Source organism: Bacillus cereus group sp. RP29, assembly GCF_040459765.1.
GTDB lineage: Bacteria > Bacillota > Bacilli > Bacillales > Bacillaceae_G > Bacillus_A > Bacillus_A paranthracis.
On record NZ_JARVHN010000001.1, the window covers coordinates 2,217,242 to 2,240,712 of the forward strand.

Sequence of the window (23,471 nt, forward strand, 5' to 3'; positions counted from 1 at the left end):
GAGATGGGGATATGTTTCGTGTTCAAACGTTAAATCAAATTGCAGAAAAAGGTTTGCAAGTGCTTAGCGGAGAGCGCTATGAAGTAGGGGAGAGAATGGACCACCCAGACGGTATTTTACTTCGCAGCTATTCTTTACATCAAGAAGAATTTTCAAAAGATTTAAAGGCGATTGCGAGAGCTGGTGCTGGTGTAAATAATATTCCTGTCGAGCGATGTACAGAAAAAGGGATTGTAGTCTTTAATACGCCAGGGGCGAATGCTAATGCAGTAAAGGAACTTATTATCGCCAGTCTTATTATGTCTTCACGTAACATTATTAACGGAGTAAGCTGGACGAAAAATTTAGAAGGTGAAGAAGTACCGCAGCTTGTTGAATCAGGAAAAAAACAATTTGTTGGATCTGAAATTGCGGGAAAACGTCTAGGAGTTATCGGGCTTGGTGCAATAGGTGCTTTAGTTGCGAACGATGCGTTAGCTTTAGGGATGGACGTTGTCGGATATGACCCTTACATTTCAGTTGAAACAGCTTGGCGCCTTTCTACACATGTGCAAAGAGCATTTAGTTTAGATGAAATTTTTGCAACGTGTGATTATATTACACTGCATATTCCTCTTACGAATCAAACGAAGGGGATTATTGGTGAACACGCTGTAGAGAAGATGAAAAAAGGAATGCGTCTATTCAATTTCTCTAGAGGTGAACTTGTAGATGAAAAGGTTCTTCAAAAAGCGTTAGAAGAAGAAATTATTGCGCATTACGTAACGGACTTCCCAAATGAAAATGTGATAAAGATGAAAAATGTAACTGCGACGCCACACCTTGGTGCATCTACATCTGAATCAGAAGAAAATTGTGCGGTCATGGCAGCGCGTCAATTACGTGAATATTTAGAGACAGGAAATATTCGTAACTCAGTCAACTATCCAAACGTAGAATTGCCGTATATCGGAAAGAAACGTATTACAATCATGCATCAAAACGTTCCGAATATGGTAGGACAAATTACAGGATGCTTAGCAGAACATCATATAAATATTGCGGATATGATTAATCGTAGTAAACATTCTTGGGCGTACACGATGATTGATATTGATAACGGAATTGATGATATAATAAAAGAGAACATTGTGGAAAATATAAGCAAAATTACAGGTGTTGTAGCCGTTCGAATGATTGTGTAAAGGAGAGAGGAATGTGGCAAAAATCCGACCGTTTCGGGCCATTCGTCCAGTAGAAGAAAAAGCAGCACAAGTTGCAGCTTTACCGTATGACGTATTAAATAGTGAAGAAGCAAGAGAGGTTGTAAAAGGGAATCCGTATTCTTTCTTACACGTTGATAAAGCAGAAATTGATTTAGACCCAGCGCTTTCACCGTACGATGATCGCGTATATGAAAAAGCGGGTGAAAATTTAAATCGATTGATACGAGAAGAAGTGTTCATTCAAGACGAAGAGCCAGCACTATATATTTATGAACTGACGATGCAAGGAAGAACGCAGTCCGGTCTTGTCGTTTGTACATCTATTGATGAGTATGAAGACGATACAATTAAAAAACATGAAAGAACGCGCCATGAAAAAGAACTTGATCGTATTCGCCACGTAGATGTGTGTGACGCAAATACAGGTCCTATCTTTTTAACATATCGTACAAAAGAAGAAGTGAAACGTTTCATCGCAAACTGGAAAGCAGAACATACGCCAATCTATATATTTACAGCGGAAGACGGCGTTAGGCATATTGCTTGGAAAATAGATGATGAAGAAGTAATTGCAAGTTTAGTAAACTTATTTGAAGATATTCCTAATCTTTATATTGCAGATGGACATCACCGCTCGGCATCAGCTGCAAAAGTAGGGCTCATGCGAAGAGAACAATATCCGAACTACACAGGAGAAGAGGAGTTTAATTTCTTCCTATCAGTTTTATTCCCTCACGATGAATTATCAATTTGGGACTATAACCGAGTTGTGAAAGATTTAAATGGCTTGTCAGAGGAGCAGTTTTTAAATCAAATTACGCAGTACTTTTATGTAGAAGAAGCATCTGTTTCACCGTATAAACCAAATGAACCAAAAACATTTGGCATGTATGTGAACGAGAAGTGGTATAAGCTCACAGTGAAAGAGGAAACGTTTGATGCGAATGATCTTGTGAAAGGTTTAGATGTATCTATTTTGCAAGATCACTTATTAAGCCAAGTACTTGAAATACATGATCCGCGATCTGATTCACGTATCGACTTTGTCGGAGGAATCCGCGGATTAGAAGAACTAGAACGCCTTGTAAATAGCGGTGCATATAAAGCGGCGTTCTCATTATATCCGACATCAATGGAATCTTTATTAGCAATCGCAGACGCTGGAGAAGTTATGCCGCCAAAATCAACGTGGTTTGAACCGAAACTGCGTAGTGGGTTATTTGTACATTCTTTAAAATAATGATAGACTTCATTAGTTTGAAAAACCGAAATGATTTTAGTTTCGGTTTTTCTTATTTTAAAAGAGTTAAGGACATTCCTAGTATTACAAGAAATGTCCTTTCCACTAATTTATAGGATGTTTTGCTAAAATTTAAACTCTAAAATTAGTTTACTAGTTTGACCTGTAAACTGATAATTATAGAATCCTCGTAGGTTTTCTAAGTTACCGGTAGCTTTAATAATTGTTCCTGGGGAATCTAAATTTCCTTTATCAAATATACCTTGCTCTATAGCTGTAAATGTTCCTTGTTGCCCCTTATAAATCCCTTCAAAGTGTAAAAAACCAGAAATTTTAGCAGTAGCCAAGTGACCATCATTTATATTTGAGTCTAAATAATATAATAAGTATTCAACAAAAGCTTTTCCTTTTAATTCCCCATCAATATCATATTCAACATGAGCAATATTAATAGGAAAATCTTTTCTAGTGTCATCAATTGGTTTTTCATCCCATTTACTTACTGTAAATGTTACTTCCATACACGTAATCTCCCTCCAATTATATACTTTTAAAAAGTACCAATTCACAGACATATCTCATAGGAGTGATTTTATTCATTCCACGCCACTCTCTAAAATAGAAAAAGATACATTTTCACAATCAATTTCTGCCATTGCGCCGTAAGGTAAAATAAACTTCGGTTCAGTATGGCCAAAATTAAAATTATAAAGAATCGGCAAATCTTCTAAGTTATGTTCTTTCATTACTTGCAGTATTTCGTGTTTATATTCTTCATAATACATTTCGTCTTTTGGTTTACCAAAAATGATGCCTTTTGCTTTTTGCAGAATGCCTTGCGCTGCATAATTTCGTAACCAATACTTTATATAACTTGGTTCTGGATGATCTTCAGAAGTTTCAAAGAAGAGAATGCTATCCTCCCAATGTTTTTTCTCAGGCCAAAGTTCCGTTCCTTTTGCAAATTCCAGTACTTCTATACATCCGCCAATTAAACGCCCTTGTACAGTAGTAGAACCTTGAAGTACCTCATATCCATTGTTTTGCTGCATCGTCCGTCTTGTATCCTTATTTATCTCTATCCATTCTAAACGTTCACTCGTCCATTCAGGAGCTGGTTGAATTTCGCCAATCACTTCATTGGAAAAGAGAGTTCGATTTACCATTTCAACCGTATATGGATCCATCTCTACATTTTCAGCAAAGTCGGTCAAAATTGCCGGACCGTATAAAGAGGAAAGACCTGCTTTATGACAAAATAAATGTGAAATAGTAACGTCAGAGTATCCCATAAAAATTTTCGGATTTTCACGTATTACATTAAAATCTATATGAGGAAGTAAGCGAATGCTATCTTGACCGCCAATATTCGCAATAATTGCTTTCACGCGCGTATCTTTAAATGCTGTCATTAAATCTTCCGCACGAGCTTGTGGGTTGTTATAAATGAATTCGCTACCTTTTAAACTATTTGGCATGGGAACAACCGTAAGACCGAAAACTTCTTCTAACCTCTTTACCCCTTGCTCATATCGCCATCTTATTTCAGGATCACCTGCTCCTCCCCATGAAGGACTTACTGTTGCCACAACATCTCCTGCCTGTAATCTCTTTGGTTTTATTAACATGTTAACTCCGCTCCTACATAATGTAATGGACTACGATTATCAAACTGTAGTATTGAAAAATATGATGCATGACATTAGTTTCTTCATCATCAATTCGTTTACCTGCTGGGATTCAAGAATTCAGTTTTAGTGTTGAATTGCATTTGAAAATTATAGTATGTAACATTGTATGAGAAAGATGGTTGCTATTTTCTATAAATTGAAACTGTAATAGTTACAGGTTCGTCGTATCCAATCAAAAATAAAATCATCATGAATGGAGAGGTTACAGCTTTTCCTGAACAAGAAAGCTATCGTCTTTAGGCACTTGAGATGAAAGTGGGATTGGATCCGGAGTGTCACTAAAAATCGTAACGTTCGTGGTACTTTAAGTGTCTGAAGTATAGGGAGTTTCTTCGTTTTTTTTGTTGGGGTTTTTAGGGGAGTATTCTTTAATTATTAGATAGAGAGATAAAATAAAATACACCTAGTTAATAGGTGTATTTTTTAGAATTGAAAACCACATAACATCGAATGGTTTTCTTGTAAACATATAGGAACAGTAGTATAGATTGTTTTTAATTTTGTTAACTTACCAACCTGTACCATGTTCAGAATTAGCAGGAGCACCGCCAGTATTGCCATGAGCTTCAAATTTTGGAGCAGGGAAATGTGTATGTCCTTCTTGTTTAGGAGCCCCACCAGTGTCACCAATGTTTAATGCAGGAGCCCAAGTATCCGCATGTGAATCTAATTTTGAGCTTAAATCAGCATGTGTCTCTTGTTTAGGAGCAGGGAAATGTTCGTGCCCCTCAAGCTTCGGAGTCGGCGTATCACCAACATTTAAAGCAGGAGCGCCAGTATTACCATGCGCTTCTAACGTAGGAGCAAAGAAGTCAGCGTGACTCTCTTGTTTAGGAGCCATTCCTTCTCCATGAGTATTTGTATAAGAAGGAGCCCAAGTATCCCCTATATTGTATGATGAAATAGGAGGTCTGCCATGATCATAAGCAGGAGCGCCACCGCCATCTCCAATGCTTACTGATTTCGGAGCAGGAGTATCCCCAACATTGAAAGCAGGAGCGCCACCGTAGTCACCATGATTTTCTAATTTCGGAGCAAAAGTTTCACCGTGCTCAGCTTTTACAACGCCGCCATCCCCAATATTTACACCAAAAAGACCAAAGCTAAACACTGATAACCCTACAACAGCTGTACTAATTTTTCTTTTCAATCTATCTCTCTCCTTTTTATTGTTTTATTTCATTTTGTCTAAACGTGGTAGATAAAATGAAACGAATCGTAAAAAAATTCCAAATATATTATGATATACGAATAATTCTGTGTAATATTTTGTAAAACCTCCTTGAAATTTGAATTTTATGAAAATAAAATTCGACATGGTTCATTATTCAACTAGTTGAATAAATTTTGATTGAGTTTTTATAAAGGTATTCGCTAACCTTAGGACTGAAAGTAGTTCTTAATTTCTTTATACCGTGGTCATAAGATTATTTTAGCTTTGAATTAAATTAAAGCCCTCTTACTGTATATTTAAAAATCACAGTATGCAACATTGCATAAGAAAGAGGGTTGCTATTTTCTATAACCTGTAACTATAATAGTTACAGGTTGGTCGTATCCAATCAAATATAAAATCATCATGAATGGAGATGTTTCATAATGGGTATGAAAAAATTAATTTTAGCAGGTGCTTTAGGAATCGCAGCATTATCAGGAACAAATTTACCAGGACTAGAAGTAACAACAGCGAGTGCAGCTTCTATTGAATCGAATTTCTCGACGTTAGAAGGACGAGTAGTAGAAGTAGATAACGGTGTAATTGTCGTAAAATCTAAGCAATACGAAGAACCTGTTAGTGTATACATGGATACTTTCTCAAATGTGAAAGTAGGAGATGAGGTTAAAGCTACTGGATCTATGATGCGTAATTTTACAGAATATATGGTTGCAACTGCAATTGAAAATACAACAAACAAGTTAGGCATGCACATGAAAGAAGATGGCTCACCTGATTATGTAATTGGTGAAGTATCAAAAGTAGGAACAGACGGTGCTACTAAATATGTCGTAGTGGGGTATCCATCGTTAAACGGGAAGAAAGATATTATTGATGTTTTCTTAACAAAGGGACAAGTATTTCATGTGGGTGAGAAAGTGAAAATTGATATGAATTATGTGGGCTGGGGTGGAAGTTCTATTAATTGGAACACAGTTGATCATATCGAAAAAGTGCATGAAGTAAAAAACAACGTTGAAAATAATGACGATGTTTGGATTTGGTCTTAATTAGATTTCTGTAAATAATAAATGGATTATTCAGTACCTAGCAAATGGTCATACACATGACCATTTGCTAGGTACTTTTTTGTTTTGTATTTTTTGAGAATAAGGTATTCCTGACTAGAATATGATGTTTAAATCGGAGTAAATTTTAAAAATACAATAATGAAAGAGGTGTTTATATATGGAGCGAGATGAGAATTATTTACGAGCTAAAAAAAGAGTGGAGAATTTAAAAGCGTTTTATATTCATTTAGCATTATATATACTAGTTAACTTAATGCTTTTTTTTATAAATATAAGCTCTGATTCAAGTAAATTATGGTTTTTATATCCACTTGCAGGCTGGGGGATTGGTATCGTTATACATGGTTTGACAACTTTTCCATTCGGGATATTCGGAAAAGAGTGGGAAGAACGAAAGATTAAAGAATATATGGAGAAAGATAAGTAAATTTATTTTGGAATGTATGAATATAAATCTCTACAATCAAACGCTTAATGCGAAGCCTATTCTATAGCTTCGCCTATTTGTTTTGTACTCGAAGTTCATGCGAGTACGTGTTCCTATTCGGTTTTTAGCATGAATAACATGTGAAATCAAAACTTTACTTGTAGTACATAATAAATACAGTTGTTACCCTTTTAAAATTACATGTGGATATAGAATAAAGTTGATTTATCATCCTATATGAAAATAAAAATAAACCACTGTTCGATTTGAATATTCCACGATATAATGGTGAGAGTTTATGACAGAATAAATATTTACATAAGAAGTGAGGTACTGTATGAAAAAAAGAACGACAGACATTATTTTTATTATTATCGGTGCATTTCTTTTTGCGTTAGGTGTCAATTTGTTTGTTATCCCGAACGAGTTTGGTGAGGGCGGGGTAACAGGTATTACGATTATTACGTACTACTTATTTGAGTGGTCACCAGGTTTAGTCAACTTAATTTTAAATGCGATCTTATTAATAGTCGGCTATAAATTTTTGAATAAAATCACAACGATTTATACGATTATCGCTGTAGTTACGAACTCGCTATTTCTTCATTTAACAGAAGGATGGACGATTGCTTCGGATGAAATGCTCGTAAATGCCATTTTCGGTGGAATATTTATCGGGTGCGGGATTGGTCTCATCATTCGCGTCGGTGGAACGACAGCAGGTACTACCATCTTAGCACGGATGACGCATAAATATTTAGGATGGAGCATTAGCTATGGTCTACTGTTCTTCGATTTAATTGTTGCGTTTTCATCTTATTTCATCATTGGTGCAGAAAAACTGATGCTGACAATTATTATGTTATATGTAGGAACGAAAGTAATGGAATTTGTAATTGAAGGTTTAAATCCGAAAAAGGCCATTACGATTATTTCGGATAAACCAGATGAAATTGCAGGGAAGGTAACAACCTTAATGGGCAGAGGAGTTACCGTGTATTCAGGTCATGGCTATTACACGAAAACGCCGAAGGACATTCTTTACGTTGTTATTAATAAGCAAGAAGTAGTGAAGCTAAAGAGGATTGTTCAAACTACAGATCCAGCTGCGTTCATTGCTATACATGATGTTCGTGACGTATTCGGAGAAGGGTTTGTTGATATTTCGAAAGCTTAGAAATTATTTTTGCTTAAAATAATCTTAATACTAAAACGTGAGAATCTATTTTGAATAATCTTTTTTCAAAATAGATTCTTTTTTAATTAAACGCCATTCACTTTTAGTTCAACCTTTTGCGTTCTAATGGAAACGGCCGATAAAGCGCTCCAGTCTGTTTTTTAATTTTGAAATGTGAGAGTTGAATTACAATGGATTATATGTGATTGTTTAATCTACTCCCCATGAGTTCCGCCATTTGTTTTGCATCTGGATTTTCTTCATCGTACAATTTTTCAATAATATTAATATAATCCGTCTCATTTCGATTTTGACTTAATTTATATGCAGCCTGAATGTCTCCTACTTTAATTTTAAACCCAACTATGCCCTTCAGTTCATTTTCTAAGAGAGTGGGGGAAAGTTTATCCCATAATACTGGATTTTCACGATGCTCTTCATATTTTTTCAGCATTGTGGTTAATTCATCTATTAATTCCTCTTTATGTAAAATACTTGCTTTACCATATATATGGACGGCTTGATAATTCCATGTTGGAACTTCTTCATTTTCATACCAAGAAGAAGAGATATAAGAGTGCGGTCCCTGAAACATTACAAGAACATTCTCACAGGTTTCAAATGTTCTCCACTGGGGGTTCCCATAAGCCATATGTCCGGTAATAAAATAGTCATCACCTTTTTTAGTTAATCCAAAGGGCAAATGAGTTGCGATTGGTTTCTCTTTTTTTGTTGTGACGATTGTTCCAAAAGAGTTTTTTTGAACAAAATCCCAAATTTCATCAACATTTGTGACTTTAAAATACTTTGGAATATACATAATAGCCCACCTCTCAAAAAATTTATATGAGTGTTTTAATCATGATAAGGTCAACTTGTTCATCATCTCCCATATAAAAGGAGTGAGAGCCAGCTTGTACAAACCCTAATTTTTTATAAAAAGCAATAGCATTTTCATTTTTCTCCCATACGCCTAGCCAAATATTCTTTTTATTATTTGCTATTGCAATTTCGATAGCGTTATTTAGTAGATATTTGCCAAGACCATGTTTTTGAAAGGAGCTCTTTATATAAATTCTCTCGACTTCAAGTGATTCATCGCCCATTTCTTCAGACTGAGCATCATCAGTATTGATCTTCAGATACCCAGCAATTTTATCGTTGAAGTAGACAAAAAAGAATTGAGAAGAGTTATTGGATAATTCTTTTTCTAATTGCTTTAAGTTAAATGCCTTTTCCAAATAATGATGCATATTTTCGGGTGAATTTTGATGTTTAAAAGTTTCATTAAATGTTTCATAACTAATTTCTTGAAGTTTGTGTATATCTTTAAGGGTGCACTTTTCTATATGTGTAGTCATATTAATAGTTCGCTCCTTTATATAATCAATAATCTCTCTTATTTCCCTTTTTTACAAATTCCCAATCTTTTTCTATATTTTTTCTTACTCTTTGAAGAAGGTTAGAAATAGTTTCCGCTTCTGTTTCCGAAAATCCCTCTAATGCAACAGTATTGGAATAATCATTTTCTCTCTTAATGAAAGGATAAACATTTTTTCCTTTTTCTGTCGGGAAAAGTTTTTTAATTTTTTTGTTAGATTCATCTTCTTTCTTTTCGATAAATCCATTGATTTCAAGCTTTTTGATAGCCCGGGCTGCAGTTGTACGATCTACTTTTATCATCTCAGATAGCTTTTCTTGAATGATTCCTGGGTTTTCACATATTCGCACAAGATACAAATACTGACCTTTTGTAAGCTCATATTCTTTAAATTCTATATTACTGATAGAATCTAACGCCCTTGCAATCATGCCAATTTCACGAAGAATTTCTTTCATAATGAACTCCTTATCTTTTATTTTTGTTGCAAATGCAACAATTCGAAGTTACATTTAATATAAAATATTTTTATTGTAAATGCAACAAAAATAACGATGAAGAGGTTGATTAAAATGAAGTATATTTTTTATGTATTAGGAATTTTAATATTAACCCTTGGTATTTCTTTTACAATACAATCAGATCTTGGAACGTCACCTTTTGATGCACTTTTAGTAGGACTTTCTTTAAATGTGGGACTTACTGTGGGAAGCTGGGAAATAATAATAGCTTTATTATTAATATGTTGTAACTCAATTTTAAAAAGACATAGACCAGAGATAATAGGGTTGTTAACAGCATTCATCACGGGTATTGGTATTGATGTGTGGCTATTTTTATTACGCAATTTAATTACACCAGAAATATGGTACAGTAAAATGATTTATTTTGGAATTGGCTTAGTTATTACAGGATTAGGAACTGCGATATATTTACAAACAAATTTTGCTCCCATTCCAATTGACCAATTAACTTTAATCATACAAGAATTAACGAGAACGAATATCTTTATATCGCGAACATGTATTTACCTTATATTCTTAATAATGGCAACGATTTTACATGGACCAATTGGAATTGGAACTATATTAACCGTTTGTTTAGGTGGGCTATTACTGAATTTCTTTATGCCACTTACTAAAAAAGTATTAGATCACTTATTCGTACACCAGAGTACATCACCAAGTTATAAGAGTAATAAAGCAGCTGACCACAATGATAACAAGAGTATCTTCTAAGGAATCCTTTTCTTTTTCTTGCAAAAAATCCAATTGTTTCTTAATGTATTGATGTAGAAGGATGAATAAGAGAGGGTTTAATGAAGATGATACATATTTTATTAGCTGATGATGATAAGCATATTAGAGAGTTGTTACATTATCATTTACAAAAAGAGGGGTTTACAGTTTTTGAAGCAGAAGATGGAAAGGTAGCGCAAGAAGTATTAGAGAAGGAAAATATTCATCTTGCGATCGTAGACATTATGATGCCGTTCGTTGATGGCTATACGTTATGTGAAGAAATTCGGAAGTATCATGATATTCCTGTTATTTTATTAACAGCAAAGGATCAGTTAGTCGATAAAGAAAAAGGATTTATTTCTGGTACAGACGATTATATCGTAAAACCATTTGAACCAGCTGAAGTCATTTTCCGTATGAAAGCTTTATTACGCCGTTATCAAATGCTAAGTGCGGACATAATTACACTTCACGGGACGACAATTGATCGTAAAGGTGTTGAAGTAAAGTGTAACGGGCAGACGATTTTGCTTCCATTAAAGGAATTTGAATTATTATCACAATTAGCTAGTTATCCTGGGAGAACATTTTCAAGAGAAGAATTAATTGAGCTAGTATGGGGAATGGATTTTGAAGGGGATGAACGAACAGTTGATGTTCATGTGAAAAGGCTCCGAGATCGTTTCTCAAAACGAACGGATGATTTTCAAATTACGACAGTACGCGGACTCGGGTATAAGTTGGAGCTGAAATAAAATGAAATCATTATACTCTAGATTTGTTTTTATGACGGTCGGTATTATGCTACTCAGTAGTATTATCGGCTTTTTATTAACGAACGTATATTATCAAGTGAAGTTAAAACCGTATAATAGTGAAAAGATTTTAAAGTATGCGGAAGAAGTTAAATCGTTATATGAAAAGCAAAGCGAAGAAAATCAAGAGGCGTACTTACAATCTATTGCGAAGCTAGGGTATGAAATTTATATTGTCGATGATCAAAAGAATGGAAAGCGTATCGGCAATGCGTTTCGTAAGACGTCTATTAGTGATGATACCGTTCATAAAGTATTGCAAGGGGAAACGTTTAATGGTGTTTCTACATATCCGACTCGTCTATTTATTACTGGTTTTTTCGATAATGAATTAATAAATAGTGTCGGTGTACCGGTAAAGCACGGTGATAAACAGTACGCATTATTTATTCGTCCTGACATTCAAAACCAATTTGGCGAGATGCGAATTTTCTTAGCGGTATTACTTGGGTTTATCGTACTATTAAGTATTATCTTTATAGCGATTGCAGCAGGTTACATCGTTCGTCCCATTCGTAAATTTACGAATGCTACGCAAAAAATTGCGAGTGGGGAATATGAAATTGAATTAGATGTAAAACGAAAAGATGAAATAGGAACGTTATCTACAAGCTTCCAAAAGATGACGAAAAGTATTAAAGAACTCGATGAAATGAGACAAGAATTCGTTTCGAACGTTTCACATGAATTCCAGTCACCGCTTTCTTCCATACAAGGATTTTCGAAGACATTACAAACAGAAAAGATGAGCGTGGAAGAAAGAAACCATTACTTACAAATTATTGAGGGCGAAAGTAAGCGAATGTCTAGTTTATGTAAACAGTTACTTACGCTAGCGTCATTAGATAAAGAAGAGAAAGTTTTACAAATAAAAGAATTCAATTTGCAGAAGCAAATTAAAGACGTCATTTTTATGCTCGAATGGAAATGGCGTGAGAAAGATATCGCCGTTGAATTTGATGTGCCAGATATCACTATAAAAGGTGATGAAAACTTACTTCATCAAGTATGGAGTAATATCTTTACGAATAGCATTAAATTTTCAAACGACGGTGGGACCATTGAGTTTTTTGTCGAAGAGTTAGAGTCTAGCGTTATAATCTCGATATCCGATAACGGAATCGGCATGGAAAAAGAAGAAATGGATCGTATTTTTGATCGTTTTTATAAGGTGGATACAGCAAGGGCAAGAAACGTAGAAGGTAGCGGTTTAGGATTATCGATTGTGCAGAAGATTGTTGAACTGCATAACGGAACTGTTTCAGTTTATAGCACGAAAGGGGAAGGGACGACTGTTCGGGTGGAGCTTCCGATTTAATTTAACAATTAAATAAATGCAAAAAAAGGGACAAATTTGTAATTGGAAATTTGTCTCTTTTATTTAATAATAGTGTATAACTGAAAGAGAAAATGAAATGTTTTTTAAACTGAATGAAGTGAAAAAATCTAAATTAAGATAGCGGTTATTTGTATTAATGTTAATTTTAGGGGGAAGGTTCATTATCTAGTTCTTAAGACTTAATCCAAATTCAAGTGCGAAAAACAGTTGCTTTATCTTATAAAGTTAATAGAAGGGATAGAAAAATCTAAAAAATACATGAAGTATTTAATCGGATTGTTTTTGGGGAGTTAAAAGTATTAATTAAAAATTTAGTTTATATAGATAAAATAGTTTTTTGTGTAATAATTTAAAAGTAATATTTGACATGGGAGGATTAAAAAATGAATATTTCTAGTGATATACATGAAGCAATCAAAAATGATAAGTTGGTATTTTTTGTAGGTTCTGGTTTTTCTAAAATTCTTAATTTTCCAAATTGGAGAGGGATGGTTATTAAGGTTTTGGAAAAGCTTGAGAAAGAAGATCCTAAGTATACAAAATTAATGAACGCACTAGAATTCTTTCCTGAAATAGAAGTTCTGGAACAGATAAAAAATTCAGATTTAAAAAATAAAAAAATAGTATATGATGTTCTTAAAGATACGTTTTTATTAACAAATGATCATAAAAATCTTTTAGACAACCATAAGAAAATTGGTCAAATTACCTCGAAAATTATTACTACAAACTACGATAAAGCAATAGAGGAAGCGAATCCAGAAATTCGATCATTTGACCAAACCAATGAATATTTTTTAGCTGAAATGGGACAGTTAGATGGTTATATATTTAAATTACATGGATCCATTGATAATCCTACGAATTGTATTGTATTTAAGAATGATTATGAGGAATTATATGATGGAAGTTCTCCATCAATAGAACGATTGAAAAATATAATAAGTGATCATACTATAATCTTTTTAGGATTCAGTATGACAGATCCATTTGTGCAAATGCAGTTTGAATACATAAATTCATTATATAAAGGCCTTGGAAAGATACATTATATTTTAACTACCTCGGATGAAAAGGGATTAGAAAAGTATGGAGTGTCCCAAATAAAACTAGAGGGATGGGAGGAGCTACCAGGTTTTTTAGATGCGCTTTGTGAAAAAAAAAAGCTTTTAATGAAATAGCAACCAGTGTTGTCGTTCAAGATATTCCAAGTAAAGTTTTGGATGAGAAATTGGTTAAAATAGCTATTTTAGTGGCGGATCCAATAGACATGGATTTAGGGTATGATATAGAGAAGATTATTAAATGTTTTTCTAAATTACAAGTAGAGATAAGTCAGTACTATTTATCAGAGGAAAGCCTTAATAGTTTAATTGATTACGATTATATTTTTATTTTTTCGAAAGTAATGAAAAATAAGGTGATTATAGAGAGTACATATTTTAAAACGAGTCTTGTAACACTTTCAAAGATAGAAGAAATGATTTGGGAGGATTCTGTAAAAGGTATATTTGTATTTACTGATAAACGTATAAATAAGAGTGAAACGGAATTGTTGAATTTCCCTGTGGTTCAAGGGATATTTAAAAGTGAAAAAGAAGTGCAAAAATTAATATATAATGCCTTTAAAAAAAGCGACATTAACAAATTAACAAATTATACATTCTTAAATATGGAAAGGTTAAAATTGGAAATAATTGATCATGGGAAAGCACAAGAGAAGAAAATTGGTATTAGAAATAAAAGCACAGTCATTTCTGATGAAATCAATCCAAGGCGTTTAATTAACTTTGTTGGTAGGATAACTGATGTTGAAGATCTTGTAAGAAAGGTAGTAGAATTAGATAATCGAATCTTAACAATCAAAGGTTCCGGTGGAATTGGGAAAACGACAATAATATTAAAAGTTGCACTAGAACTATTGAAACGGAATTATTTTGAAGATGGTATTCATTTTATTGATTGCGAACATATTACTGAATATGAAAAGTTTGAGCACAAGGTAGCCGGTTGTTTCGATCTAGACATGTCATTAAATTTTAAAGAGCATTTAAGAAAAAATCCTAGGGGCTTAAACAAATTAATAATATTAGATAATTTCGAACCATTGTTATATATTCCAGAGGTTAATAAAATAAGGGAACTTGTTAATTTTATATGTGATTATTCAAAATGCGTAGTTACCTCAAGAGAGTGGATTGGGGTTGATTTTGAAGAAAAGCACCAGTTACGTTCGCTCACTACTGAAGAAGCATATGAATTGTTTATTAAATTGTATCCTGTAAGAATGGATGAAATTGATATAAGTATTTTGAAAGAAGAAATATTGGAAAAGTTATTAAACAATAACCCCTTAGCAATAAAAATAATAACCAAAAATATCCCTAAGAATATGAAAATGATGAGCTTGAAAAGTGAACTAATGAATGCTTTTTTTGACACGACTAATTTGGGATATAAAGATGTTTATACCGAAAACGCTGATAAAAACATAGAAAGAACCGAATCTTTATTTCAATCTATAAATTATTCATATGTACGATTGACATCAAAAGAACAAAGAGCATTAGAGATGTTATCACTGTTTCCGAATGGAATACACTTAGAAAATTTCGGTGATTTTTTCAACTCTCCTGAATTTAAAAAAGATATTAATAAAGTGACATATAAGGAGATAAAATTACTTGAAGATAAGTCATTAGTTGAGATAATCGGTCCGATAGTTAAATTACAATCTGTAATCGGAAGATTTGCGGAGTTTCACTTCGAAAGAAGGCCTAATGAGGAAAAAAGTATGTATTATAAACGAGCATTTCTTTATAATGATGTTGTATTAGATGTTATTATTAATCTTAATACTTTGAAAGCTCCTAAGGCATTTTCAATTTATGATCAAAATGTAGATAATTTGCAAAAAACGATTAGCTTTATTGATAAATTTGAATTAGATAAAAGCAGAAAGCTAGGTTATATTAACTCGTTACACTATGAAATTGTTGAGATATCAAATAAAATAATTGAAAGTATCGAGTTACTTAGTGATTATTTTGAAAAGAGTGAAGAAAGAATTTTAATTGATATGATAGTATGCCGACTAAGATATTATCAAGGTTCATTTGATGAAACATATAATATTTTAGAAAATATACTTCCGTTTGAAAATTTAGCGGATTTATTCACTTCAGATTTAGTTACGGAGCGAAGTAGCGCATTTCTTGCTGCATCTATATATGTGTTTGAAGGGAAAGATTTTGAAGTACTAAGAATTTTATTAAATAATTGGAGATATTCTAATATAGAATTGGTAACCAGTATATTGTTTAAATTAGGATATTACAATGCTTTGCGGAAAATTAGTGAATCAGAGTCATTTGAGCGTTTTGATTTGATGGGGAATGAAGATGATTTAGATACTGAGGAAATTAATAAATATATTAATAGTCTATCTAAAAAAGCCCATTTAGAGAAGATGCAAGCAACATACATAAAAGCTAAAACAGAATCTGTTTCAATTGATGAAATTGAGGAGCTAGTAGTAACAAATCCGTATTCTTTAGGATTGAGGAAATTAATGCAAGCATTTATCATGGAAGATTCTGAGAAAAGTACCTTGTTATTTAAATCGGCTATAAAAGATTTAGAACATATTAAATATTATTATGTTGAGGCTATTTACTTTTTAGCAAAACATTTAAAGAAAATAGGAGCAGAGCAATATCAATATTGGTTTGAAAAAGGATATAATCTGGCTAAACAACATTGGTATAGATTTTTATTACATCAATTCAGTTGTTTGAAAACTGGAGTATACAAAAAATATGATGAAGATGAATATCCAATCCCTATAATGTTTGATGAAAATAGAATTGAAGATTTAAATGACTACAAACGTAAGTCTTGTGAATTGGCGAAAAAGGAACTTCAATTTTCCATAAGAAAGCGTTAGTATTGTCTATATGAGGTTATAGCTTGATTACGAATGGAGTATATTTTTAGAGATAGAAGTGTACTTTAAAATGGGTTCCGATAATAAGAACGAAAAAGAACTATAGTTTTGTAGTATAATGAGAAAAGAAGCCAATTTCGTAATGAAAATTGGCTTCTTTTTGTTATAAAGCCGCACCTTTCCCGCGCTCTTCCTTAAACCGAACACCAAAAGTATCCGCTGTAATTTCATCAGCTTTCGGCAATGCTCGTAATTTCGGATGGAGTAGCCATACGAGAGAAATAAATAAAATCCCGATGCTAGCGAATGCAAAAATGAGTTGGCTACTAAATACATTTGCAGCATATCCGCCAATTAAAGAACCGAACGGCATAGCAATTGTGCCCATACTTCGCATAACTGAATTGATGCGGCCAATATATTGGTTTGGAATTAAAATTTGACTAATTGTCGCAAATAATATGTTGGTTGCACCAATCGGTACCCAAGCTAGGCCGAATAAGAAAATAGATAACCATTGAAACGGTACAATCGTAGAGAGGAACCAAAAGATAGCACCAGTCGCAAAGCTAATAATAGATGCGCGGCCAACGTTACGTTTGCCAACCCATGAACTGAATAAAGCACCAATCAGACTACCTGCTGATATAGCAGCTAAGAAGAATCCGTATGATTTCACGCCTCCTAAAGAATCAGCGAAAGAAGGGAGTATGGCCATCGTCATACCGATAGAAAAATTGGCAACAACTGAACCGATTAAGAATACGCTCATTAAGGAACGAAAGACGATTGAAAAACCTTCTTTTAAATCAGAGAAATATTGTTTAGTTGAAAGTGATGTGTTTGCTGCAGTTTGCTGTGGCATTTTCAATGAAAAGAACAAAAGGGCAGTAATCGCGAATGTGAAAGAGTCAATTACATATAAAGAGATTGCGCCAAGTAGTGCTACTAATATTCCAGAAAGAGTCGTACAAATTAAATCGATGCCTTGATACGCAAATGAGAAGAGTGAGTTTCCTTTTAATAATTGTGTTTTATGCAGTAGAAGTGGTAAAGCTTTTAACTGTGCAGGATAGGCGAATTGTTCGATAAAGGCTACGATGGGCATGATGATGAGTAGTAGTTGGACTGTTAATAGGTCGAAGTAGTGTGTAATAGGAATGATTAATATAAGAATGCATTGCAAAACTTGTGTGATGACGAGGGTGTTTTTAATTGGCCATCTATCAACGAATGGGCCGGTAAGAAATTGTAATGCAGAAGGTAGTAACGTAAGGAAACCAGCCAATCCAGAATAAAAAGGATTACCACTTAGCTTATATACGAGCCACATTGCTGCTACGTAATATAAGCTATCTCCTATGTTTGTAAAAATTCTCCCTAAAAATAATAAGAGGAAATTCCGGTTTTTTAATATGTCCACTTTATCTACTCCTTTATAATAAATTTATTCGGTAAAATAAATTTGACCGTTTATGTAAAAAAAATCGTATTACGATTTTTCTTCTTCTTTAACAAATTGCTGCATTGTTCTCTCTGCGATTTGAAGTGCAGTAGTAGAAATATAATAAGGTTTACTATTCGGATCTTTATCTGCACCTTTTGTGATTTCGTTTAATTCAGACATTAATTCATAAAACTTTTTTACCCACACTTGAAATTGTTCTGGCGTAGCATCAAACTCCCAGCAAGATGAAACGTAATTCCACTTAGCTGGGTCTTCACTTGCATTTCGTAATGTAAAAGCTTCCTCTGGTGCAGCGAGAATTTGGCTTTTCGTTCTTTCTATCATTTGTAAAAAGATTTGGCGACCTGATTCGCTTACTATTTCTAAATGAGGTAATAGTTCGGCAGCAGGGGTAAAGCCTCTAGCGACAGATTGATAAAATTTTTGAACGATGCCATTTTTTTCTTCTGTATATACGATTTCTATAAAGCCATTTTTCTCTAATTCTTTTAAATGATAATGAATTTTCGCCCTTGAAATGCCGAATTTTTCAGATAGTAGTTGTCCTGTATAAGGACGTTCACATAGACGCATCATCATTTCGACACGTAGTGGATCGCTCATTGCTTTTAGTTGGCTATAAGTAGTTAGTGTGAACATGGGCTTCAAAATGATCAACTCCTTGAATAAAATTACTCGGTCAATATTATTTGACTGAATTGTATCAAGGATTCTATTTATTTTCAATACTTTCCGAAAATTTAATCTTTCCTCTGTAATCTTCTGTTCATATTCCGTTCATATTTCTTTTTTATGATAAGTGCATAGAAAGAAAGAGGAAGGAGCGAGCGAAATGTTTTTAGCTCTGCGTGAATTGAAACAATCAAAATTAAGATACGGATTAATCGGATTGATTATGGTGTTATTATCATTTTTAGTCCTTGTGATTTCAGGATTAGCAAATGGATTATCATATGATAATGCTTCATCGATTCAAAATATGGAGGCAAACAAGTTCGTTTTAGCAGATGATGCGGAAAATAAATTACTTCGTTCACAAATTAAGAAAGACGATGTAGATAACGTAGTAAGTCAAGTAGGCGAGAAAGAGGCTGTTCCGTTTCGTGTGAAAGTTTCAACATATGAAAAGAAAGATAGTTCGAAAAAGGTTGATATCGCTATTTTCTCAAGTGAACGCGATACATTTTTAGAACCGAACATTATAAAAGGTGAGAAATTAAGTACAGCAAATAACGAAATGGTTGCTGACGAATCCATTAAAGAAAAAGGAATCGATATTGGGGATACAATTATCGATCCTGTTTCAAAGAAAGAATTTACAATCGTCGGATTTACGAAAGATCAAATGTTTAGCCATACACCAGTCGTTTATGTAAATGAAGACGTATGGGGGTCTATTTCACAACCAAACCAAAAAGATTATAGTGCAATTGCACTGAATACAGATAAAGAGATTAAAAATGCACATGTTATCGACAAAAAAGAAGTACTGCAAAGTATTCCAGGGTTTAAAGAAGAGCAAGGAACGTTAACGATGATCATTGCATTCTTACTTGTAATCGCTGCTTTATTAATCGGTGTATTCTTCTACGTCATTACACTGCAAAAAACACAGCAATTAGGTGTATTAAAAGCAATCGGTACGAAGAACTCGTATTTAGCAAATAGCTTAGTCGTGCAGGCGTTATTCTTATCAGTCGTTGCGATGGTAATTAGTATCGTTCTTGTACAAGGATTAGAACAAATTTTACCAGCAGGTATGCCGTTCTTATTAACAACACCGATGATTGCACAATATGCAGCAATCTTTATCGTCATTAGTATTTTAGGAACACTTATTTCGTTATATCAAGTATTAAAAGTTGATGCGCTAGAAGCAATTGGAGGCGGGATGTAATGACTTCATTATTAAAATTAGACAAAGTAAGTAAAGTGTACGGGGAAGGGAATACGGAAGTAACTGCCCTTCATCCGATATCGCTTGATGTAAAAGCTGGAGAATTTATCGGAATCGTCGGTCCTTCTGGATCAGGGAAAAGTACGTTATTATCAATCGCGGGTGCACTATTATCACCGTCAAAAGGGGATATTTACATTCGTGAGCAAAATATTACGAAGTTATCAGAAAAGGAAATGACAGACATTCGTTTGAAAAAAATCGGCTTCATTTTCCAGTTTGCAAATCTTGTTCCATATTTAAATGTAAAAGAACAATTACTTTACATTGCAAAGCTTAAAAAAGAAAACAAACAAGAATCAGAAAAGCGTGCGGATCATTTATTAGCGGCATTTGGATTAGGAGAAAGAAAAAATCATTATCCAAATCAACTATCTGGTGGGGAAAAACAAAGGGTAGCAATTGCTCGTGCGTTCATGAATAACCCAGATTTAATATTAGCGGATGAGCCAACGGCAAGCTTAGACTCAAAACGCGCACGTGAAGTTGTTGAAATGATGAAACGTGAAGTGAAAGAAAGTCAAAAAGCAGCAATTATGATTACACATGATGAAAGAATGCTTGATGTATGTGATCGTATATTGACGCTAAGAGATGGACAATTAATATAAAGAAAAAGGGCCAACCGTACATGTGAAGTGCACCCCAATTGTTAGACACAGTCTAACAATTGGAGGTGCATTTTTTATGGCTAAATTTTCTTCAAAAGAAAAAATCCAAGCGGTGAAACGATATTTAGATGGTACAGAAAGTGGAAAAATAATTGCTAAATCTGTAGGAGTTAACCCTAGCGTACTTCGTGAGTGGATTAGACGATATGAGTCTTCAGGTGAAAAGGCCTTTGAAAAGTGCTATACATTCTACCCAGCGCAGTATAAACTAGATGTACTTTATTATATGAATGAACACGGGACATCTATCAGAGAAACAGCGGCACTTTTCAATATACCGTCTTATGAAACACTTCGGAAATGGAAAATAGCTTATGAAACAGGAGGATTGGATGCCCTACAATTAAAGAAAAAGGGGCGTCCAACCATGAAAGATAAAAAAATAAAACCAGTAGATGAAGGATCAATCAAAGCCTTACAAGCGGAAAATGAGCGTTTACGTATGGAAAATGCATATTTAAAAAAGTTGAATGCCTTAGTTCAAAACAAAGAAAAATCACCAAACAAGACAAAGCGCAAGTAATCTACGAGTTAAGGCATGAATTTCCTATCAAGGAGTTACTTCAACTCGCAAACATTCCACGTAGTACGTACTATTACTGGATGAAACGTTTTAATCGTCCTGATCCAAATGCGGAGGTAAAAGAACTGATTCAAGCTATTTATAATGAACACGATGGGTGTTATGGCTATCGTCGTATTCGTGATGAACTTATGAATCGTGGACACAAAGTAAATCATAAAAAAGTGTATCGCCTTATGAAAGAATTAGGATTAAAATGTCTGGTTCGTATGAAAAAATATCGCTCTTACAAAGGGACAGTTGGGAAAATTGCGCCAAATATTTTAAATCGCAACTTCCAAGCTGAAAAACCAAATGAAAAGTGGGTTACAGATATTACGGAGTTTAAATTATTTGGGGAGAAGTTATACCTATCACCAATGTTGGATTTATTTAATGGTGAAATTATCACGTATACAATTGGTCCCAGACCGACCTATTCCCTTGTTTCAACGATGTTGGACCAAGCACTTTATTGTGTAACCGATCCGGATAAACTCCTCATTCACTCTGATCAAGGTTGGCACTATCAAATGAAACAATACCGTCATTCTCTTAAGAATTGTGGCATAACTCAAAGTATGTCTCGCAAAGGAAACTGTTATGACAATGCCGTTATTGAAAATTTCTTCGGTATCATGAAATCGGAATTTCTGTATCGAAAAGAATTTGAAAATATAACACATTTCAAACAAGAATTAGCAAAGTATATAGAATACTATAACCATAAAAGAATTAAGGCAAAATTAAAGGGTATGAGCCCAGTACAATACCGGGCTCATACCCTAGAGGCTGCCTAATGAAACGACCTGTCTAACTTTCGGGGGTCACTTCATACATGCGATTGGCCTTTGTATAATTATTTCTAATAAGTATAATGGCTTTATTTTGAGAATAACGTTTTAATTTTATTGCGCGCAATTAATAAAACGCCGCCTAAAACAGATAACATACCTAAAGCCATATTATTTGATTGCTCACTACCAGCGTTAGGAAGTTCTCTAGCATTATTGTTTGCATTTGTAGTACCAGTCTTTGTTTCTGTTTGTTTCGATTGAGATACTTCGTTGATCTTGTTATCTACATTTTGCTTAGTTGTATGTAACTCAGCTAATTTGTCATCAATTTTTTTCTCAGTATGTTTAAAGTCGTTGATTTTAATATCTAAGTCTTGTTTTTTCTTTGATAAATCGTCTGAAACAGTTTGTTTCGATTGCTTAATCTCGTTAATTTTATTGATTAAATCTTGTCTAGCTTCTTGTAATGCAGCTAGTTTGTTTTTTACATCTTGTTTAGCTAGTTCTAAGTTAGCGGAAAGGCTATCTAAATTACCTTTAATTTTCTTAAGTTCCTCTAACGTGTTACCAGTATTCGGTTTGTTTTCTTTTAGCTCAGCAAGTTTGTCCTCAGCAGTTTGTTTCGCTTTCTTTAACTCAGCTAACTTTTCATCGACTTGTTTTTTAACTTCCTTAAGTTCATTAATCTTTTGATCAATGTTCTCTTTATGCTGCTTAATTTCATTCACTTTTTCATCGACAGTTTGTTTATGTTCTTTAATCTCATTAACCTTATTATCGATATTTTGCTTATGTTCTTTCACTTCAGCAACTTTATCTTCTACTTGTTTTTTATGCTCTTTTATTTCAGCGATTTTATCTTCGGCGATTTGCTTGTCTTGCTGAAGCTTTGCATCGAACTCTTCTTTACGTTGCTTAATTTCGTTAATTTTTTCATCGGCAACTTGTTTACGCTCGTGTAGTTCATTCACCTTCGTATCAACATTTTCCTTAACTTTGTTAAGTTCATTCAATGTTTGATCCACGTTTTCTTTGTGTTGCTGCAATTTCGCATCTAACTCTTGTTTATGTTGCTTAATTTCAGCTAATCGATCTCCCGTACTTTGCTGAGGAGTAGCATCAGTTACTTCCGCATGAGCAGAGTTTGCGCCAGCAATCATTGCTAAAGCTAGTGTAGACGCAGCGATTGTTTGTTTTGTTTTCATATTTTTGTACCTCTTTTCTTTCATATGCATGAACTGTTTTGTGTAAAAATGAGCATATAGAAGTAGATTATCTTATCATTATATACTATGTTAGGTGCTTAG

Annotated in this window: 22 protein-coding genes; 13 read left to right on the forward strand and 9 right to left on the reverse strand. The window is 33.8% G+C overall.

What is annotated here, in order from left to right; genetic code table 11:
• The first annotated feature begins 11 nt into the window (after window positions 1-11).
• Together QCI47_RS11815 and QCI47_RS11820 are read left to right on the forward strand one after the other, a co-directional pair.
• Complete coding sequence (locus tag QCI47_RS11815; protein WP_071743215.1) at window positions 12-1,184, forward strand: 3-phosphoglycerate dehydrogenase family protein; 1,173 nt, start codon at window positions 12-14, stop codon at window positions 1,182-1,184.
• 13 nt (window positions 1,185-1,197) lie between these two features.
• On the forward strand, window positions 1,198-2,445 hold the full coding sequence (locus QCI47_RS11820) for a DUF1015 domain-containing protein (protein WP_076873577.1): 1,248 nt from the start codon (window positions 1,198-1,200) through the stop codon (window positions 2,443-2,445).
• Between the two features lie 125 nt (window positions 2,446-2,570).
• On the opposite strand, the gene QCI47_RS11825 is transcribed toward QCI47_RS11820, so the two are convergent.
• The 3 genes from QCI47_RS11825 to QCI47_RS11835 all read right to left on the reverse strand — a co-directional run bounded on the left by QCI47_RS11825 (window position 2,571) and on the right by QCI47_RS11835 (window position 5,286).
• Window positions 2,571-2,966 carry a DUF3224 domain-containing protein gene (locus QCI47_RS11825; RefSeq protein WP_000454104.1) on the reverse strand — a complete coding sequence of 132 codons (396 nt, stop codon included), beginning with the start codon at window positions 2,964-2,966 and terminating at the stop codon, window positions 2,571-2,573.
• Window positions 2,967-3,041: 75 nt separating this feature from the next.
• Window positions 3,042-4,073, reverse strand: a complete 1,032-nt coding sequence (locus QCI47_RS11830; RefSeq protein ID WP_074543657.1) for a S66 family peptidase — start codon at window positions 4,071-4,073, stop codon at window positions 3,042-3,044.
• Window positions 4,074-4,644: 571 nt separating this feature from the next.
• Complete coding sequence (locus QCI47_RS11835) at window positions 4,645-5,286, reverse strand: hypothetical protein (protein WP_000823366.1); 642 nt, start codon at window positions 5,284-5,286, stop codon at window positions 4,645-4,647.
• 449 nt (window positions 5,287-5,735) lie between these two features.
• Here QCI47_RS11835 and QCI47_RS11840 point away from each other — a divergent pair, with 449 nt between their 5' ends.
• The 3 genes from QCI47_RS11840 to QCI47_RS11850 all read left to right on the forward strand — a co-directional run bounded on the left by QCI47_RS11840 (window position 5,736) and on the right by QCI47_RS11850 (window position 7,987).
• Window positions 5,736-6,362, forward strand: a complete 627-nt coding sequence (locus QCI47_RS11840) for a F0F1 ATP synthase subunit alpha (RefSeq protein ID WP_000525529.1) — start codon at window positions 5,736-5,738, stop codon at window positions 6,360-6,362.
• Between the two features lie 178 nt (window positions 6,363-6,540).
• Window positions 6,541-6,810 (forward strand): 2TM domain-containing protein, encoded by a 270-nt coding sequence (locus tag QCI47_RS11845; RefSeq protein ID WP_000438991.1) that lies wholly within the window; start codon window positions 6,541-6,543, stop codon window positions 6,808-6,810.
• 337 nt (window positions 6,811-7,147) lie between these two features.
• Entirely contained in the window at window positions 7,148-7,987 is an 840-nt protein-coding gene (locus tag QCI47_RS11850; protein WP_000747496.1) for a YitT family protein, read from the forward strand.
• 196 nt (window positions 7,988-8,183) lie between these two features.
• On the opposite strand, the gene paiB is transcribed toward QCI47_RS11850, so the two are convergent.
• Genes paiB through QCI47_RS11865 form a run of 3 tightly spaced genes read right to left on the reverse strand, consistent with a single transcriptional unit; the run spans window position 8,184 to window position 9,826 of the window.
• Window positions 8,184-8,807, reverse strand: a complete 624-nt coding sequence (gene paiB / locus QCI47_RS11855; RefSeq protein WP_000275821.1) for a protease synthase/sporulation negative transcriptional regulator PaiB — start codon at window positions 8,805-8,807, stop codon at window positions 8,184-8,186.
• A gap of 22 nt (window positions 8,808-8,829) precedes the next feature.
• Window positions 8,830-9,348, reverse strand: a complete 519-nt coding sequence (gene paiA, locus QCI47_RS11860; protein WP_000207065.1) for a spermidine/spermine N(1)-acetyltransferase — start codon at window positions 9,346-9,348, stop codon at window positions 8,830-8,832.
• Window positions 9,349-9,373: 25 nt separating this feature from the next.
• Window positions 9,374-9,826 (reverse strand): MarR family winged helix-turn-helix transcriptional regulator, encoded by a 453-nt coding sequence (locus QCI47_RS11865; protein ID WP_000658984.1) that lies wholly within the window; start codon window positions 9,824-9,826, stop codon window positions 9,374-9,376.
• A 114-nt stretch (window positions 9,827-9,940) separates the two neighbouring features.
• Between QCI47_RS11865 and QCI47_RS11870 the strand changes: the two genes are divergently transcribed.
• From QCI47_RS11870 to QCI47_RS11890, 5 genes are all read left to right on the forward strand, one after another.
• Window positions 9,941-10,606: a YczE/YyaS/YitT family protein gene (locus tag QCI47_RS11870; RefSeq protein WP_270722666.1), complete on the forward strand. Its 666-nt coding sequence runs from the start codon at window positions 9,941-9,943 to the stop codon at window positions 10,604-10,606.
• Between the two features lie 80 nt (window positions 10,607-10,686).
• Entirely contained in the window at window positions 10,687-11,364 is a 678-nt protein-coding gene (locus tag QCI47_RS11875; protein ID WP_000781974.1) for a response regulator transcription factor, read from the forward strand.
• Window position 11,365: 1 nt separating this feature from the next.
• The gene (locus QCI47_RS11880) at window positions 11,366-12,742 is read left to right on the forward strand and encodes a sensor histidine kinase (RefSeq protein WP_309422846.1); all 1,377 of its coding nucleotides are present in this window, start codon (window positions 11,366-11,368) and stop codon (window positions 12,740-12,742) included.
• 404 nt (window positions 12,743-13,146) lie between these two features.
• The gene (locus QCI47_RS11885) at window positions 13,147-13,944 is read left to right on the forward strand and encodes an SIR2 family protein (protein WP_353811793.1); all 798 of its coding nucleotides are present in this window, start codon (window positions 13,147-13,149) and stop codon (window positions 13,942-13,944) included.
• Between the two features lie 38 nt (window positions 13,945-13,982).
• Window positions 13,983-16,709 (forward strand): NB-ARC domain-containing protein, encoded by a 2,727-nt coding sequence (locus tag QCI47_RS11890; RefSeq protein WP_353811794.1) that lies wholly within the window; start codon window positions 13,983-13,985, stop codon window positions 16,707-16,709.
• 163 nt (window positions 16,710-16,872) lie between these two features.
• On the opposite strand, the gene QCI47_RS11895 is transcribed toward QCI47_RS11890, so the two are convergent.
• Both QCI47_RS11895 and QCI47_RS11900 read right to left on the reverse strand, forming a co-directional pair.
• Window positions 16,873-18,132, reverse strand: coding sequence for an MFS transporter (locus QCI47_RS11895; protein ID WP_309422843.1), 1,260 nt, complete (start codon window positions 18,130-18,132; stop codon window positions 16,873-16,875).
• 69 nt (window positions 18,133-18,201) lie between these two features.
• Window positions 18,202-18,825, reverse strand: coding sequence for an ArsR/SmtB family transcription factor (locus QCI47_RS11900; RefSeq protein ID WP_017560894.1), 624 nt, complete (start codon window positions 18,823-18,825; stop codon window positions 18,202-18,204).
• Window positions 18,826-19,009: 184 nt separating this feature from the next.
• On the opposite strand from QCI47_RS11900, the gene QCI47_RS11905 reads away from it, so the two are divergent.
• The 3 genes from QCI47_RS11905 to QCI47_RS11915 all read left to right on the forward strand — a co-directional run bounded on the left by QCI47_RS11905 (window position 19,010) and on the right by QCI47_RS11915 (window position 22,167).
• Complete coding sequence (locus QCI47_RS11905) at window positions 19,010-20,074, forward strand: ABC transporter permease (protein WP_000477775.1); 1,065 nt, start codon at window positions 19,010-19,012, stop codon at window positions 20,072-20,074.
• Window positions 20,074-20,745: an ABC transporter ATP-binding protein gene (locus QCI47_RS11910; RefSeq protein WP_000202584.1), complete on the forward strand. Its 672-nt coding sequence runs from the start codon at window positions 20,074-20,076 to the stop codon at window positions 20,743-20,745. Before QCI47_RS11905 ends, QCI47_RS11910 begins: the two co-directional genes overlap by 1 nt.
• Before the next feature lie 76 nt (window positions 20,746-20,821).
• Window positions 20,822-22,167, forward strand: a protein-coding gene (locus QCI47_RS11915) for an IS3-like element ISBth10 family transposase (RefSeq protein WP_152692390.1) whose coding sequence is annotated in 2 segments (ribosomal slippage) — window positions 20,822-21,263 and window positions 21,263-22,167 — 1,347 coding nt in all. Because the reading frame shifts where the segments join, the coding sequence is not laid out codon by codon here.
• A gap of 83 nt (window positions 22,168-22,250) precedes the next feature.
• Here the strand turns inward: QCI47_RS11915 and QCI47_RS11920 are convergent.
• Complete coding sequence (locus QCI47_RS11920) at window positions 22,251-23,369, reverse strand: LPXTG cell wall anchor domain-containing protein (protein WP_309423289.1); 1,119 nt, start codon at window positions 23,367-23,369, stop codon at window positions 22,251-22,253.
• Between the last annotated feature and the right edge of the window lie 102 nt (window positions 23,370-23,471).

Bases quoted from the DNA above. Each gene is read 5' to 3' on its own strand.
- QCI47_RS11815 (WP_071743215.1), top strand. From the start codon at position 12: ATGTTTCGTGTTCAAACGTTAAATCAAATTGCAGAAAAAGGTTTGCAA.
- QCI47_RS11825 (WP_000454104.1), bottom strand. From the start codon at position 2,966: ATGGAAGTAACATTTACAGTAAGTAAATGGGATGAAAAACCAATTGAT.
- QCI47_RS11830 (WP_074543657.1), bottom strand. From the start codon at position 4,073: ATGTTAATAAAACCAAAGAGATTACAGGCAGGAGATGTTGTGGCAACA.
- QCI47_RS11840 (WP_000525529.1), top strand. From the start codon at position 5,736: ATGGGTATGAAAAAATTAATTTTAGCAGGTGCTTTAGGAATCGCAGCA.
- QCI47_RS11845 (WP_000438991.1), top strand. From the start codon at position 6,541: ATGGAGCGAGATGAGAATTATTTACGAGCTAAAAAAAGAGTGGAGAAT.
- QCI47_RS11850 (WP_000747496.1), top strand. From the start codon at position 7,148: ATGAAAAAAAGAACGACAGACATTATTTTTATTATTATCGGTGCATTT.
- paiB (WP_000275821.1), bottom strand. From the start codon at position 8,807: ATGTATATTCCAAAGTATTTTAAAGTCACAAATGTTGATGAAATTTGG.
- paiA (WP_000207065.1), bottom strand. From the start codon at position 9,348: ATGACTACACATATAGAAAAGTGCACCCTTAAAGATATACACAAACTT.
- QCI47_RS11865 (WP_000658984.1), bottom strand. From the start codon at position 9,826: ATGAAAGAAATTCTTCGTGAAATTGGCATGATTGCAAGGGCGTTAGAT.
- QCI47_RS11870 (WP_270722666.1), top strand. From the start codon at position 9,941: ATGAAGTATATTTTTTATGTATTAGGAATTTTAATATTAACCCTTGGT.
- QCI47_RS11875 (WP_000781974.1), top strand. From the start codon at position 10,687: ATGAAGATGATACATATTTTATTAGCTGATGATGATAAGCATATTAGA.
- QCI47_RS11880 (WP_309422846.1), top strand. From the start codon at position 11,366: ATGAAATCATTATACTCTAGATTTGTTTTTATGACGGTCGGTATTATG.
- QCI47_RS11885 (WP_353811793.1), top strand. From the start codon at position 13,147: ATGAATATTTCTAGTGATATACATGAAGCAATCAAAAATGATAAGTTG.
- QCI47_RS11905 (WP_000477775.1), top strand. From the start codon at position 19,010: ATGTTTTTAGCTCTGCGTGAATTGAAACAATCAAAATTAAGATACGGA.
- QCI47_RS11910 (WP_000202584.1), top strand. From the start codon at position 20,074: ATGACTTCATTATTAAAATTAGACAAAGTAAGTAAAGTGTACGGGGAA.
- QCI47_RS11920 (WP_309423289.1), bottom strand. From the start codon at position 23,369: ATGAAAACAAAACAAACAATCGCTGCGTCTACACTAGCTTTAGCAATG.